Source organism: Algoriella xinjiangensis (assembly GCF_900115015.1).
GTDB lineage: Bacteria > Bacteroidota > Bacteroidia > Flavobacteriales > Weeksellaceae > Empedobacter > Empedobacter xinjiangensis.
This window is the reverse complement of the sequence record NZ_FOUZ01000005.1, coordinates 81,572-96,076: the sequence shown is the minus strand read 5'-3', so window position 1 is coordinate 96,076 and position 14,505 is coordinate 81,572. Positions and strand designations below refer to the sequence as shown.

12 protein-coding genes are annotated in these 14,505 nt (G+C 30.1%); 5 read left to right on the top strand and 7 right to left on the bottom strand.

What is annotated here, in order from left to right:
* Positions 1 to 89: 89 nt before the first annotated feature.
* Positions 90 to 2,819: a TonB-dependent receptor gene (locus BM072_RS05770; protein WP_092907454.1), complete on the top strand. Its 2,730-nt coding sequence runs from the start codon at positions 90 to 92 to the stop codon at positions 2,817 to 2,819.
* Positions 2,820 to 2,865: 46 nt separating this feature from the next.
* On the opposite strand, the gene BM072_RS05765 is transcribed toward BM072_RS05770, so the two are convergent.
* The 3 genes from BM072_RS05765 to dapF are packed head-to-tail and all read right to left on the bottom strand — an operon-like array spanning position 2,866 to position 6,102.
* A complete protein-coding gene (locus BM072_RS05765; RefSeq protein WP_092907452.1) occupies positions 2,866 to 4,266 on the bottom strand; it encodes an FAD-binding oxidoreductase in 1,401 nt (466 codons plus the stop codon).
* 30 nt (positions 4,267 to 4,296) lie between these two features.
* A complete protein-coding gene (mltG, locus tag BM072_RS05760) occupies positions 4,297 to 5,319 on the bottom strand; it encodes an endolytic transglycosylase MltG (protein WP_092907450.1) in 1,023 nt (340 codons plus the stop codon).
* 6 nt (positions 5,320 to 5,325) lie between these two features.
* A complete protein-coding gene (dapF, locus tag BM072_RS05755; protein WP_092907448.1) occupies positions 5,326 to 6,102 on the bottom strand; it encodes a diaminopimelate epimerase in 777 nt (258 codons plus the stop codon).
* A 165-nt stretch (positions 6,103 to 6,267) separates the two neighbouring features.
* On the opposite strand from dapF, the gene BM072_RS05750 reads away from it, so the two are divergent.
* The 3 genes from BM072_RS05750 (at position 6,268) to BM072_RS05740 (ending at position 8,949) form a co-directional block, all read left to right on the top strand.
* Entirely contained in the window at positions 6,268 to 7,785 is a 1,518-nt protein-coding gene (locus BM072_RS05750) for a Do family serine endopeptidase (protein ID WP_092907446.1), read from the top strand.
* Positions 7,786 to 7,969: 184 nt separating this feature from the next.
* Positions 7,970 to 8,446 carry a hypothetical protein gene (locus BM072_RS05745; protein ID WP_092907444.1) on the top strand — a complete coding sequence of 159 codons (477 nt, stop codon included), beginning with the start codon at positions 7,970 to 7,972 and terminating at the stop codon, positions 8,444 to 8,446.
* A gap of 20 nt (positions 8,447 to 8,466) precedes the next feature.
* Entirely contained in the window at positions 8,467 to 8,949 is a 483-nt protein-coding gene (locus BM072_RS05740; protein WP_092907442.1) for a hypothetical protein, read from the top strand.
* Here the strand turns inward: BM072_RS05740 and BM072_RS05735 are convergent.
* Positions 8,906 to 9,436: a hypothetical protein gene (locus BM072_RS05735; protein ID WP_092907440.1), complete on the bottom strand. Its 531-nt coding sequence runs from the start codon at positions 9,434 to 9,436 to the stop codon at positions 8,906 to 8,908. The genes BM072_RS05740 and BM072_RS05735 overlap by 44 nt on opposite strands.
* A gap of 101 nt (positions 9,437 to 9,537) precedes the next feature.
* Here BM072_RS05735 and BM072_RS05730 point away from each other — a divergent pair, with 101 nt between their 5' ends.
* Positions 9,538 to 10,113 (top strand): DUF3575 domain-containing protein, encoded by a 576-nt coding sequence (locus BM072_RS05730; RefSeq protein WP_092907438.1) that lies wholly within the window; start codon positions 9,538 to 9,540, stop codon positions 10,111 to 10,113.
* Between the two features lie 37 nt (positions 10,114 to 10,150).
* Here the strand turns inward: BM072_RS05730 and BM072_RS05725 are convergent, their stop codons facing one another.
* The 3 genes from BM072_RS05725 to BM072_RS05715 form a co-directional block, all read right to left on the bottom strand.
* Positions 10,151 to 12,175, bottom strand: coding sequence for a hypothetical protein (locus tag BM072_RS05725; protein ID WP_092907436.1), 2,025 nt, complete (start codon positions 12,173 to 12,175; stop codon positions 10,151 to 10,153).
* Positions 12,176 to 12,336: 161 nt separating this feature from the next.
* Positions 12,337 to 13,404, bottom strand: a complete 1,068-nt coding sequence (locus tag BM072_RS05720) for a hypothetical protein (protein ID WP_125113365.1) — start codon at positions 13,402 to 13,404, stop codon at positions 12,337 to 12,339.
* Positions 13,391 to 14,383 (bottom strand): helix-turn-helix domain-containing protein, encoded by a 993-nt coding sequence (locus BM072_RS05715; protein ID WP_177190265.1) that lies wholly within the window; start codon positions 14,381 to 14,383, stop codon positions 13,391 to 13,393. Before BM072_RS05715 ends, BM072_RS05720 begins: the two co-directional genes overlap by 14 nt.
* Positions 14,384 to 14,505 lie beyond the last annotated feature (122 nt).

The window sequence follows — 14,505 nt, the reverse complement described above, 5'->3', positions numbered from 1 at the left end:
ATATACTTCTCAGCTCAAAATACAATTATTGAGCTGAGATTTTTTCTTAACAAATCTTACAATTTCGTTTCTTCTTCTAAAACACATGTATGAAAAAATTTCTCTATTTATTTCTATTTATCGCCTCTACTCCATTTGCTTTTGCGCAAGAATGTAAACTAAAAGGAATGGTTGCCGATGAAAACGGTATTCCAGTAACAGATGCTTCTGTATCAATATTTGATAGTAAAAACGAAGGAAAAGGTTTCATTTTTACAAGTAATGTTGGTGAATTTGAGTTTAAATTACCTTGTGGCGAAAAATATGACATCGAAATTGAACAACCAGGTTTTGAAACTTATGTAGAAAATGTTGATTTAAAAGAAAATGTCAATAAAAAAATAAAACTTGCAAAAGGAAAAGAAATTTCGCTTAAAGAAACAATTGTAAAAGCGCAGCAAGCAATTAAAGTAAAAGGTGATACGATTGAGTTTGATGCAGATTCTTTTAAAGTCGGAAACGAAGAAGTTTTAGAAGATATCTTGAAAAAACTACCTGGAATTGAAGTTCAAAACGGAAAAGTTTTGTACAAAGGGAAAGAAATGAAACAAGTAACTGTTGGTGGACGTGAAGTTTTAGGCGGTAACGAAAAGTTATTGAATAAAAATTTGCCTTCGGATGCTGTTTCTAAAATTCAATTAAATACAAAATTTAAATCAAATCCTTTTGCTTCGTCATTACAAGAAGATGACGAGCAATTTTCTTTAAACATCGAGCTAAAAGATGATATGAAACGTTTGGCTTTTGGTAATGTTACATTGGGTGGTGACGCCGATAAACATACAGATGCACAAGCTAAAATTTTCTATTTCTCAGAAAAAACAGACGCTACTTTAATCAATGATTTTAATACGTTTGGAAAACAAGTTTTTGACCAAGATGACTATGTAAGTTTCTTTGGTGGATATTCAGAATTTAATTCGGAAGGAAGTATCTATTCTTTGCGTGGTGGAACAAATAACTTTATGTTTCCTTCGGAAAATACTTATCCAGATATGAATACCTATAACGGTGCAGTGCATTTTGGAGTTGAGCCGAACAAGAAATTAAAAGTTTCTGGTTTTGGTTTAGTCAACACAAATAATGTTCGTTACGATTCTAAAGTAGAACGTTCTTATCCAAGTTATACAAAAGAAAATCAATTTTTTACAGGTTATACAACAATAGATGAGCAAAAGAATAAAAATAACACATTGATGGGAATGTCGCGCATTCGTATCGATTATAACCCGAATGATAAAGGTCAAATTAAGTATCGTTTAAATCTTAATTATTTAGGAAATGACGACGAGCAATTAGTTGATAAATATTTAGATGGAGCAAAAAGTGGTTTTGGTAGATATTATACAGATCGCAAAAATTATTCGTTATCACAAACGCTTTCTTATATTAGAAAAGTAGGACGAGATGATAATGTTGGTTTTTATTTACGTCATCAATACCAAGATGAAACACCAGAATATCAAATGTTTTCGTCTACAATTCCATTCAATACATTTGGAAGTTTATCAACAATAAATGGCGAATATAACCTCAACCAAAATCAAAAATACAATGTAAACACAATTCAATTGTATGCGATTTACAATCATTTATTAACAAATACATCGAATATAAAATTAAAAGCTGGTACAAATTTTAGTACACAAGATTTTGAAAATAAATTATACGATTATCAAGCATTAATTACGGCTGACAAAGCAATTAGTAATACTGAATTTGATTATAACGAAACTTTTTTTGATGTAACTTTAACAAAGAAGTTTGGTAAATTTCAGGCAGATTTAGGTGCAGGAGTTTCATTTTTTGATGAAAGAGCAAAATTTGTAGACGCAACAAAGCTTAATTTTAAAGAAACAAAAGTTTTACCGCACGCCAATTTAAGTTACAAGTTTAACAATGCAACATCGTTATCGGCAAGCTACAATCAAGCGTATAATTTTCCACATGCAAAAGATTTGAGTGATTCGTATGTTTTACAAAGCTATTTTTCTGTTTTCGAAGGAAATCGTAATCTAAGACAAGCGCTTACACATACTGGGAATATAAATTTTAGTTACTTTAACTCGTTTACATTTTTCAATTTCTTTACAGGATTAACGTACAATAAAAGAGAGAAAAGTATTTTGACAGCTTCTCGATTCAATCCAGATAATCAAACACAAATCAATTCATTATTAAATTCTGATTTTGAAGACCAAACATATTCTGGTTATTTTATGATTGGAAAACGTTTTACAAAATGGTTTAACACAAGATTAAATGGTAATGTTTCGGTTGGTAATTATTACACATATCTAGGTAATAGCAAAACCAATAATTTACAAAATGCAGAAAACACGTCTATCTCTCAAAATTATACGTTAACAAATACATTTACGTTTAAAAAGAAATTAGAATTAAAAGCTGGATTAAATTTTAGTTTGAGTGATTATAAATCTCAATTAAAAGATACTTCTGAAACATTGAATGAACAAAAGTCTGAAAACTGGCGTCCATTTGGTGAAGCTGCATGGTCTATAACAGATAAATTATTGTTACAATCAGATTTTTCTTACCGTATACAATACATCAATAAAGCACGTATTAACGAAGCAAAAGAATGGAATGCTTCGATTAGATACAACATTGCAAAGAAAACATATGTTAGTGTAGTTGGAGGAAATTTATTAGGTAATAATGTAATTGTTAGCAATTCGTTTAACGATAATTTTATACAAACAACAACGCGTAATGTTTTGGGAAGATATTTTATAGTTAATGTGAGATATAAATTCTAAAACGATTAAAATAATAAAAAAAGCACTTCAAATTGAAGTGCTTTTTTTATTTAATAACTTGTGGATAATCAAATATATTTTGTGGATCATATTTCTTTTTTAATTGTTGCAATCGTGCTAAATTAGTTCCGAAATAAGCAGAATTAGCTTCAGGAAAATTAATATCCGGATAATTTCTGTATTGTTTATTGTTTCCCAAACTTCTCAAAAGTTGCTGAATTTCTTCAAAAGCTTTTAAAAATTTACCTTCTTCCTTTCGCGAATCCCAATACGTTTGCAATTCGCTCAAATAATTAATATCTCGATGTGGATAAGCAGAATCCGAAGTTTTAACCTCATTTATTTTTCCACCCAAAGTATTTATCTGATAAATTGTACCACGCGTAGCTGTAACTTTTTCGAATAATTTGGTCAAACCAGCTTCAATATCTTCGATACCATCATATAAACCAGCTGATGCATTTTTGAAATAAATAGGCGTTTTTATTCCATAATAATTTTTGAGTGCTGCCGCAAGATTTCTATTCTTCATCGGTTTATACTCGTTTGCTTGCGCAATTAATTCCGTAAAATTTTTCTCGAAATTAGTTTGATTCGCTTCGTAATTTGTAAACAAAATCGTCAAAAATTTTCCATTCAATACAAATGCAGAAAATGCTTCTTTTGGTAAATTTTGTGTTGATTTGAACCATAATTTTATGACAGAAATAAATTTTTCTGTTGTTAGATTAGAAAACTTTAAACGATAACCGCTAAAAGATTGTGGCGCAGCGTAGGTTTTAAAATACAATTCTGTAATTACGCCAAAGTTTCCATTTCCTCCACCTTTGCACGCCCATAATAAATCTGGATCTTGATCAGAATCGATTGTGTTTCCTTTATAATCAATCATTTTTACACGATATAATTGGTCGCATGTTAATCCATATTTTCGACTAAAAAAGCCATAACCGCCGCCAAGTGTTAATCCACCAATGCCAACGGTTCCACATGAACCTGTGGGAATAATTCGTTTTTTTGGTAAAAAATTATCATAGATTTCTTGTAACAAACAAGCTGGTTGTAGTTTTACATTATTATCTTTTAACCAAGTGATATTTTTCATCAATCCGAGATGAATCAATAAACCATCATCGATATTCGAAAATCCTTCAAAACTATGTCCACCACTACGAATGGCAATTTTGAGTTTCTTTTGAGTTCCAAATAATATAGCTTTTTTAACCGCAACATCAGTTTTACAAACGGCGATGTATTTTGGTAATTTATTAATTCGTTTATTAAATGAATTTCTATAATTTTCGTACTTCTCATCATCTTTTGTCAACAACAAAAAATCGTCATCCATAAAATCATCAAACGAATAAAAAGACATAAAAAAAATTCCTAAACTACCTGTACCAAGTAATTTTAGGAATTCTCTTTTTGTATAATCATTTTGCATCATAGCTAAATCAACTTAGCCTAAAGATACAATTTATTTGATATTATTCTCTTTCAGCCAAGTTCTATATTTCTCCGCATTTTTTAAATGCTCTTGATAATCATTTGTATAAACATGATAACCAGGCTTTGCAGGATCTGCTACAAAAAATATAAAATCGTGATTTGCAGGCGATAAAACTGCATCTATTGCACCTAAATTCGGTAAACAAATTGGTGCTGGTGGCAAACCTTTGTTGCGATATGTATTGTAAGCATTAGAAGACCATGTCCACTTTTTGTAAACACGTTGCACTTTTTGATCCCAACCATTCTCCATTTTATAAGCATAAATTGAAGTTGGATCGGCCTCTAAACGCATATCTTTTGCCAAACGATTCATGTATGCACGTGCAACTTTTTGCTGCTCTTCCATATTATCAGAAGATTCTAACTGAACAATAGATGCCAATGTAACAACCTGAAGCGGTGTCATGTTTAACGCTTTTGCTTTTGCTAAACGATCTGCATTCCAAATTTTGTCATGCTGCGCCACCATTTTTTCCATAAACTTATCGGGCGTTAATCCCCAATACACAAAATATGTTTCTGGAATAAAATATTGTTTAACTGTTTCGTCATTAAGCGTCGAATCGTTTTTTTCTTTTACCCAATCGCGAATGGCTGTTAAAACTTCGATAGAATCTGCATCAATTTGTTTAGAAACAGAACCTGCCAAATGATAAATTGTTGGCTCATTCTTGATTCTTAATTTTACTTCTTCTTGCTCTCCGCCTTGCAAACGATCAATAATATCACGGTTAGAATCTGACTTAGAGATTTTGTACTTTCCTGATTTTATTGTTGCAGGATAATCTGCATCTTCTGCGTATTGTTTAAACAAATTTACATCCTTCAAATAGGGTTTTAAAGAGTCTAACACTTGTTCAAAATTTGCTCCACGAGAAATATAAATTGCACCATCTTTGGTTGCATTTCCCTTAAAACCATCTATAAATGTACATCCGACAAATGCGAACGAACAGATTATTACGAGTAATAAATTTAATTTTTTCATTTAGAATTAAATTTCTATTTCACCTTCAAAAACTTTAACTGCTGGTCCGTTTAACCAAACATTTACAAATTTATGATTATTTTCTTCAAAATTAACAGATAAATCTCCACCTAAAGCTTTTATTTCGATTGATTTTTTATCAACTAAGTTTTTGACATAAGCCGAGATAGCTGCCGCAGTAATTCCTGTACCACAAGCCAAGGTTTCGTTTTCTACACCGCGCTCATAGGTTCTAATTCTAAGATTATTGTCGGGCATAACTTCTACAAAATTGACATTAGATCCTTTTTCGAAATAAGGCGAGCCATTTCTAATTTCTTTTCCACGGTTGTAAACATCAACATCGTCTACTTTTTCTACAAATTCTACGTGATGCGGCGAACCTGTATTCATAAACAAATAATGATCGTGATCTTCTACTTCATCAACGTCAATCATCTGTAAACGAATCACATTATTGTCAACAATACCATGATGTAAACCATCTATGGCAGTAAATGTCATGTTTTCTGACGCAATGTCTAAATCATTTGCAAAACGAATAATGCAACGTCCTCCGTTTCCGCACATTGTACTTTCGTTACCATCTGAATTGAAATAAACCATTTTGAAGTCAAATTCTTTATCATTTTGTAACAAAATTAACCCATCTGCTCCAACACCAAAATGGCGATCACATAGCCTATTTATAAGCTTTGTAGAGATTGGAAACGTTTGTTGACGATCATCAATCATTACAAAATCATTTCCTGCTCCTTGATATTTAAAAAACTTTAATTTCAAACTTCTTAATTTTTAAACAAAGTAAATACATTTTTGTCACTCTTAACTAATGTTATAAAATATTTATAATACAGTGTTAAGATGCGTTAAAGCCGTTTGAAATGTTAACGTTTTGGTCTTAAATTTGATTTAGACTAATCACATTAAAAACTTATAAATATAAAGATGAAAAAATATACAGGTTACTTACTAGTTGGCTTAATGAGTTCTATGACAACTTTAGGAGGTTTTTATTTTATGAACGAAAGTGGTAATAATCCTTTTATCACAGATGCGAGCACTAGTAAAAACGGAGATTTTCAGTTAGTAGATTACAAAGGAAATTACGGATATGATGCCCCAAATTTTGTGGAAGCTTCTAAAAAAGCCGTACACACTGTTGTAAGTATTAAAAATTATTCGAATCAAAAACAACAACAGCAACAACAACAATTTGATCCGTTTGACTTTTTCTTTGGGCAACCAGAGCAACAGCAACGTCGTGGTCAACAACAGCAGCAACAACCTGATCAACCGTCAGGAATGGGTTCTGGTGTAATTATTTCGCAAGATGGTTACATTGTTACAAATAATCACGTGGTGCAAGGAGCTTCTAAAATTGAGGTTACTTTAAATAACCAAAAAAGTTATACTGCCGAATTGGTTGGTACAGATCCAAGTACAGATATTGCGTTGTTAAAAATTACTGAAAAAGGTTTACCATTTACAAAATTTGTAGATTCGGATAACATAAATGTTGGTGATTGGGTATTGGCAGTTGGTAATCCTTTTGGATTAACATCTACTGTTACAGCGGGTATTGTATCTGCAAAAGGACGTAGTATTAATATTTTAGGTAAAAACTCAGAATCACCAATCGAGTCGTTTATTCAAACAGATGCGGCTATAAATCCAGGAAACTCTGGTGGTGCATTGGTTAATGCAAACGGAGATTTAATTGGTATTAATACAGCAATTTCTTCGCCAACTGGTGCATATACAGGTTATGGTTTTGCGGTTCCTGCTAACTTGGTTAAAAAAGTTGTAGAGGATATAAAATCTTACGGAATTGTACAACGTGGATATTTAGGTGTAAAAGGTTTTGATTTATCAAATGACCAAGCTGTTGCACAATATAACAAAGAGTTTAAGAAAAATATAAAAACACAAAACGGTGTAATGATTACCGAATTAGTTTCAAAAGGTTCTGCAATTGATTCTGGTATAGAAGCTGGTGATATTATTACAGAAGTTGATGGTAAAGAAGTAACATCTTTCTCTAGCTTATCTTTCTTAGTTGGTAGCAAACGTCCTGGCGACAAAGTAAACATCAAAGTAAGACGTGGTGCGGCAGACAAAACCTACACAATTACATTGAAAGATGCAAAAGGTGGAACTAAAATTAGAAGTAAAGCAGATTTATCGCCAACAGAAATTTTAGGTGCAGAATTTGAACCGTTAACAGAACGTCAAAAAGATAGTTTCGGTATTAATTACGGTGTAATGGTTAAAAACCTTGACAATGCCGGAAAACTAGCTTCAGCTGGTGTTCAAGACGAATTTATTATCTTATCGGTTAACGACAAAGAAGTAAGTTCTCAGGATGATATCGAGAAAATATTGAAAAACCATAAAGGGCGCGTTTCTATAAAATTCGCAGATTATTATGGTAGAATTTATACAAAAGGATTTACGATGGATTAAAGTTTTGAGTCGATTTTAATCAATCATTTACAAATAGCGCGAACAAATTTTGTTCGCGCTATTTTTTTATACAGAATTTTAGTTTTGGCGCCAAAAAACATTTAAATTTTAGTCATCATAAATCAATATAAATAGCTATTACAAAATCCATTATCACTGGTTATTTTTGTAAAAACAATTCTCTATGAAATATAAATTACTTGCCTTATTGCTTATTTTGCTTGTATCTAAAACATTTGCTCAAGGAAAATTTAAAAACGACAATTTTTTGTTTGGACCAACAATTGGTTATGCAAATCAAGCAGGAAATTTTGGTAAAATTGGAGGATTTGTATTACTTGATTTAGGTGAGAATACAATTTCTTATAAAATTGATGCAAATGCAAACATGGCTTATATGCGCGACAATTTTCATGTAATTCCAGAAATTGGAGTAACTGGATATATAAATGCTGGAGAATTAATTTACAGTTTTCCTTTTATAGAAACAGAATTTACTCCTTATACAATTACTCCAAAAGTTGGTTTATCCTTAGCCAGTTTTATTGATTTTGGAATTGGATATGGTTTTAAAATTAATGAGAAAAAAGATTTTAAACCGATTAAAGGATTTCAATTTAGTGTTGGATTAAATCTTCCATTAAACTTCAACATTTATTAATTATTCATTAATTTTATCACATGAAAAAATTCATCGCAATCTTTGTTTTAATCTTTAGTTTTCAAGCAAAAGCTCAACAAAAGTTAACGGATTATTTTACGCTTAATTTAGGTTATGAATATTGGAATGGAAATTATGGAAAAGTTGGTACAGATTTATATTTGGTGCAACCAAACAACAATATTTTAGCGTTTAGTGCAAACGCAAATTTGGGTTATATGAAAGATAAGTTTCGTGTAATTCCAGAAATTGGCGCTGGATATTTATTCAATTTTGAAAACAATCCTGGCGATCCATACAGTTCTAATTTTAGTTCTGCATTTTATGTTGTTCGCGCAGAAGTTTCACCTTGGACGATTACGCCAAAAGCGGGAATTGCAATTCTTAGTTTGTTAGAATTTAACGCTGGTTATTCTTTTGAGTTTAGAGAAAATAAAAATTTTAAAGATATGAGTGGTTTTAGAGCTGGTTTGACTCTTCATTTGCCGACTCAACTTTTTTAGCATTTTTAAGCTCTTTACGTAATCCTTTCAAACGAATATATAAATCGGACGTCGAAGCATTTTCTTCGATTGTTTTGAAGATAAATACACCTTTATCAATGTAAAAAAAGATAATTGCTTCGTGATCGGCAACTTTAAATGCATTTGTAATTCCGTTAATTTTATTTTCTACCCAAGACATTTTACACGTTTCCAAATCATACGTATGATCTTCGTTACCCAAAATATCTTTAAAAATTAATTTATCTCCTTGTACATATAGAACACCACTCCCTTGAAAAGATTTCATTTTCAAGAATCTACCTTGTGGACGACCAATATTGTAACGCACAACAGCTTTTAGTACAACATCGTGTGGTAAACTTTCTAAAATAAACAGTTCATTTTTCTCTCTTACTTTTGCATCAGAAACGGCAATAATAAAGAAAGTCGAAACAAAAACTCCGAAAATTAAAAAGATAATTAGTAGTGATAATAATGCTGTCATATTGTGAAACTATGTTAGGATAAAGTTATAAAAAACCACGAATTATACTCTATAATCTCGTAAATATTTACCTTCGTACAGAAATCAATTCAAAAAAAATAATGAAAAAATTATTTTGGCTGCTTTTTCCACTTGCTGTATTCGCTCAAAAAAACGAAACGCAATTAAAAGTTAACGCCGCTACCTTACCACTTGGTATGGTAAATTTAGGAATAGAACATGCAATAAGTAATAAAATAACGCTGCAAGCAGACGGTTTTATATCACCATGGAAATCTTTTTCTGGTAATCATTTGCAAATGTATATGGCTTTTGCAGAAGGAAGATATTATTTTTCGGAAGCAATGAGCAAGTTTTATGTTGGACCAAATATCGGAATTGGTTTTTTTGATATTCAAAAATGGAATTATTGGAATACGGATAAATACCAACGTGGAGTTGCGATATTAACTGGTGCTACGATTGGTTATCAAGCAAAATTAAATGATCGTCTAAATTTAGATATTTTTGTAGGTGGTGGACATTCGCAAGGAAACTATAAAGGTTATTATAAAGATGAATCTGGTATCGGAAGATATGATTCTGCACAATCTTTTAACAAAAGTGGCGAATGGTTACTTTACAAAGGCGGAATAATGTTAACCTATAAATTGAAAAGAAAAAATCCATCTAAATAAGATGGATTTTCTTCATAATTAGTGTTAATTAGTAAATTTAGAAAACCAATACTTTTGCAGCATTTGCCTTTCCTTGTTTATCTATTGTTTTGATAAAATAAACTCCTTTATTCCATCCATTTGTATAAATTGTTTTAACAGATTTGCCTGTATCAACTAAAGTTCCGTTTACATTGTAAACTTGGTAAGTTGAATAATCATAATCAATTCTGATTTGATTTACATTACTTAAATATTTAATTAGTTGTGTATTTTTTGTTATATCATTAACGCCTAAAGTTTCGAAAGGAAATTTATAAAACTCTGTTAAAATACTTGTCGCAGAATAATCTGAACCGTAATAAATAAACATACGGTCTAATTCTCCTTTTTTATTCATTAAATAACCAGCAGAATTTATATTTCCTTTTTCTGTTCTTCCCGAAAAAGATGCTAATAAATTATCACTTTGCGCAACTCTATATGTATTTGCAGCAACGTTATCTATTCTGTCTTGATATGCATAAACATACTCAATTTCGTCATCGCTATTTACTACATGAGGATTTAGAGTTCCTTCTGTCATAAATGGTGCAAAACGCTCGGTAGTATTTCCTACAGGTAATCTTACTTTCGCAACCTCTGCTCCTTTTGAGTCATAATGTTTTACAAGTCCGTAAAAATCATCATTTTCACGTTCTCCGTAAGTTAAACCGATTAAGTAATTGATTGAGTTATCTTTAGAAACTCTATTTACAGCTAAACTTAATAAATCTTCATTATGAAGAGCTGGAAAATCCATTGCCAAATCTAAATCTGGTAAATTATAAACTTTAATATTCGAAATTCCCTCTTCAGAACCAAGTAACATCACCACTTGATCTTTTTGATTTGGTAATTCTTGCATTGCAATATTTTGTTCTATACCTGCATTTACAATTGTTTCATCAAGTTTTTTAAGAATTTGTCCATCTTCATTTACAACATAATAATTAAACCACTCTGTGTCTTGAGTCATGCTGTAGAAATTGATTCCGTACGTAAATTCCATTTTACTATCAGAATTATAAACATCAGAAGAAATATCGTATTTATCTGTGTTATAAAACATACCAAAAGTAATCATCGGAATTGTATATGGATCCTCTGGATCAAATCCAAAAACTGGTAATTGATATGATTTTTCGACTTTGAATGTTTCAAAATCAATAAAATCTAAAACAAATTTTGCATTAGTATTAAACTGATATGTATCGTTATCCATCAAAACTTCGCTATAACGTGTAAAAACTAAATAATCTTTACCATTAAACGTTTTGAAAGCAATCGGAACGCCCGCAAAATAATTCATTAAACCAAATTCTACTTTGTGCTCTTTATTATTTGCGGCATTATCTAAATCAACTTTTGTTGCCGTATAAAAATCATCATTTCCTTCAAAAACAAAAATGTTCAATTTATTCGACACGTCTTTTACTATTTGAGCAGAAGAACCAGTAACTTTTTGAATAATTTCGCCTGTTTCACTTACAAACCAAATTTCATGTTTTTGAAATTCTGGACCTTGTCCACCTTCAAAATAATGCACATAAATTGGAACAATTAATTTGTTATTATTTGAAACAATTTTTGAAGAAAAATCTGGAACAACTTGTACACTATTTGCCGTTTCTGGTAAACTGATTGTAAATTTTTTTTCAACTTTAAAATCATCTGAGTAAGTTTTAAACGTAAAAAAAGCACCAGCTTTAAACTTATAATCCATACTAAAGAAAATAGATTCGTTAGTATCCAAATTAGTTCCGAAGCTCCATTGTTTTACATCAATTGATGCAAAAGGAGTTGTTGCATTTTCGTTTTTAGAATAGTTTCTTGATGAACTAGCTTCCGTTGCTTCACCAAATGTGTTAAAGCCTTTTGCCTTATTAAAATTTACAAAATCTACTTTTTTGTCTAGTTTTTTACTCTTGCTTTTTATTTCTGTTTGAATCAAATTTGTGTTCGATTTCTCAAAAATTGTTGATTGAGCAAGTGCAGTTCCTATTCCTAAAAGTGTTGTTAAAAGTATAAAAGACTTCTTCATATTCAATGTGTTATTTTTCTCAAATGAAGAACGTTTTTCTTAGAATAAGAACTACTTATCATTTAACATTGACGAATCTTACTGAAATTCATCAAGAATAATAAAACGATTAACTAATTCAAAATAAAATAAATACACTACAACAAAACCGAATAAAACAATTAAGCTATTTTTTTATTGGATTTACAAATTTTCCGAAATATTAAAATTAGTAATACAACGATTAAAAATATAGGAAGTTTAAAAAATGATATTTTATCCAAAAACGTTTGATCTTTATGCAACAAATAATCAAAACTTCTTTCTAAAGCTTTTAAATTAATTTTTTCTATTTTAGAATTTGAGGTTTTTATGATATCAATGTATTTTTTATATGCAACATAATCCTTTAATTCGAACGCATTTTTAGCCAATAATTTATACACTTGATTTTGCACTAACAATTCTTGAGCTAGATTTGTTTCCTTTAAAACCTGATTCAATAAATTATTTGATTCTCTAAATTCTCTTTTCGATTGATGAATCCTCGCTAAACTTATTTTTGCAGATTGATCATATTCTATCAAATTATTTTTTTTGATAACAGACAAAGCATTGTTCAAAAAATAGCTTGCCGAATCTAGCTCTTGTTTATCAATCAAACAATTTGATTTTTCGATATAAACCAACGCCAAATTATTTACAACACTCTGATTTTGCTTTGTACTTTTATAGGCTGCGATAGACTTGTTGTAGTATTTTAATGCAAAATCACAATCTAAATCATCTTTATAACCATTTCCTTTTATTGCATAAATATTTCCCAAATACATTGGTCGTTTTTCTTTCGGAAAACTAGTCGATGTAATTAGCTTTACAGATTCGTCCAAATACTCGCGCGACTGCGTATTGTAACCATACAACTGAAAAAGTTCGCCAATTCTTCCTAAAATACGCGCTTCGTTAAAAATATCTTTCTCTTTTTTTACATATTCATACGTTTCAAAAACGTATTTCAACGCATTATAACTATCGTCTAACGAACTATAGGCATTCGTTTTTATTAATCTGGCAGTAATTTGATCGTTTCTATCATTCGAAGTTTTAATAATTCGATCTGCAATTTCGATTGCTTTTTTGGGATTAATGTAAACATAATCGTACGCAATTCGAATGCTGTCAACCTTTTCTGCAAAAACAAATTGAGAAGCAAAAAAAAGTAGTATATATAAAATTTTATTGCCCATCATCGTTTAATTTTTTGATAAAAATTGAAGGTGTAATTCCTGTAATTAATTTAAAAAATGTCGTAAAACTACTTTGAGAGACAAATCCACTCAATTTTGCTAAATGACTAATTTTATACAATCTGTACTTTTTATCTTCTTTTAAACAATTAACAATATATGCTATTCGCAATTCATTGATGTAATTATTGAAACTTTTTTGCTTGATATTATTTAGAATCGAAGATAAATATTTCACATTTGTATCCAATTCTTTGGCTAAAATTGCAATAGAAATTGTTGGATTTAAATAACCTTTACTTTTTTCGAATGCCTCTAATCTCTCTAGAATTTGAGATTCTACACGATCCGAAATCATATTTGTTTTAATGGCAGAAGAATCTATTTCTACCTTTTTCTTTTTGAATAAAATAACAACCAAAATCAATCCTAAAAGTATTACACTAAATATGTTCGACAATAAACGTAAATTTTTATCATCAACAATTTGTTGTGCTTTTTGCTTTTCTAATAATTTATTTGCTAAATAATTTCGGGTAATTTTTTTCTCAATCGTTAATCGGTCATTTAATTCGTTTAATTTTCTGTTGTAAACTGCATAATTTTCTAAATTATTTTGCTTGAGAAAAAATGATTGAAGTTTCTTAATCAGTATAAATTGTTCAACTTCATTTGATATTTTAGGTAAACTATCTTGCAATAAAGTTGCTTCATCTTCAGTAGAAATTGGCTTCGTGATGATTGCATTAATAGCCAAATCATAACGTAAATCGACAAATTTATGATGAATAGAATTTATCCATGCTTTATCATCGGATTTTACTTGCTTTTGCATTTTCTGCGCTTGCTTTTTAAATCCTAAATAATAAGCTAAATCTGATCCTATGATATAATATTTGTCTTTTAACTCTTGATTATCTGAAGAAAGAATTTCAGGTTCCATCGAAAAAAATAATTCTAAAGCTTCTATATCTTTTGACACATAAACTTTAATTTTTATTAAATCGAGTTGGTAGTTTAATTTCTGAAAATTAGAGGTCGAACTATTAATCAGGTATTCGTATATCCTAATACTTTTATTATTATCTATTTTGATTTGTTGTA

Excerpts from the sequence above, each read along its gene's own strand:
- BM072_RS05720 (WP_125113365.1), bottom strand. The coding sequence starts at position 13,404 with ATGATGGGCAATAAAATTTTATATATACTACTTTTTTTTGCTTCTCAA.
- BM072_RS05765 (WP_092907452.1), bottom strand. The coding sequence starts at position 4,266 with ATGATGCAAAATGATTATACAAAAAGAGAATTCCTAAAATTACTTGGT.
- BM072_RS05740 (WP_092907442.1), top strand. The coding sequence starts at position 8,467 with ATGAAAAAATTCATCGCAATCTTTGTTTTAATCTTTAGTTTTCAAGCA.
- mltG (WP_092907450.1), bottom strand. The coding sequence starts at position 5,319 with ATGAAAAAATTAAATTTATTACTCGTAATAATCTGTTCGTTCGCATTT.
- BM072_RS05745 (WP_092907444.1), top strand. The coding sequence starts at position 7,970 with ATGAAATATAAATTACTTGCCTTATTGCTTATTTTGCTTGTATCTAAA.
- BM072_RS05730 (WP_092907438.1), top strand. The coding sequence starts at position 9,538 with ATGAAAAAATTATTTTGGCTGCTTTTTCCACTTGCTGTATTCGCTCAA.
- BM072_RS05725 (WP_092907436.1), bottom strand. The coding sequence starts at position 12,175 with ATGAAGAAGTCTTTTATACTTTTAACAACACTTTTAGGAATAGGAACT.
- BM072_RS05735 (WP_092907440.1), bottom strand. The coding sequence starts at position 9,436 with ATGACAGCATTATTATCACTACTAATTATCTTTTTAATTTTCGGAGTT.
- BM072_RS05770 (WP_092907454.1), top strand. The coding sequence starts at position 90 with ATGAAAAAATTTCTCTATTTATTTCTATTTATCGCCTCTACTCCATTT.
- BM072_RS05750 (WP_092907446.1), top strand. The coding sequence starts at position 6,268 with ATGAAAAAATATACAGGTTACTTACTAGTTGGCTTAATGAGTTCTATG.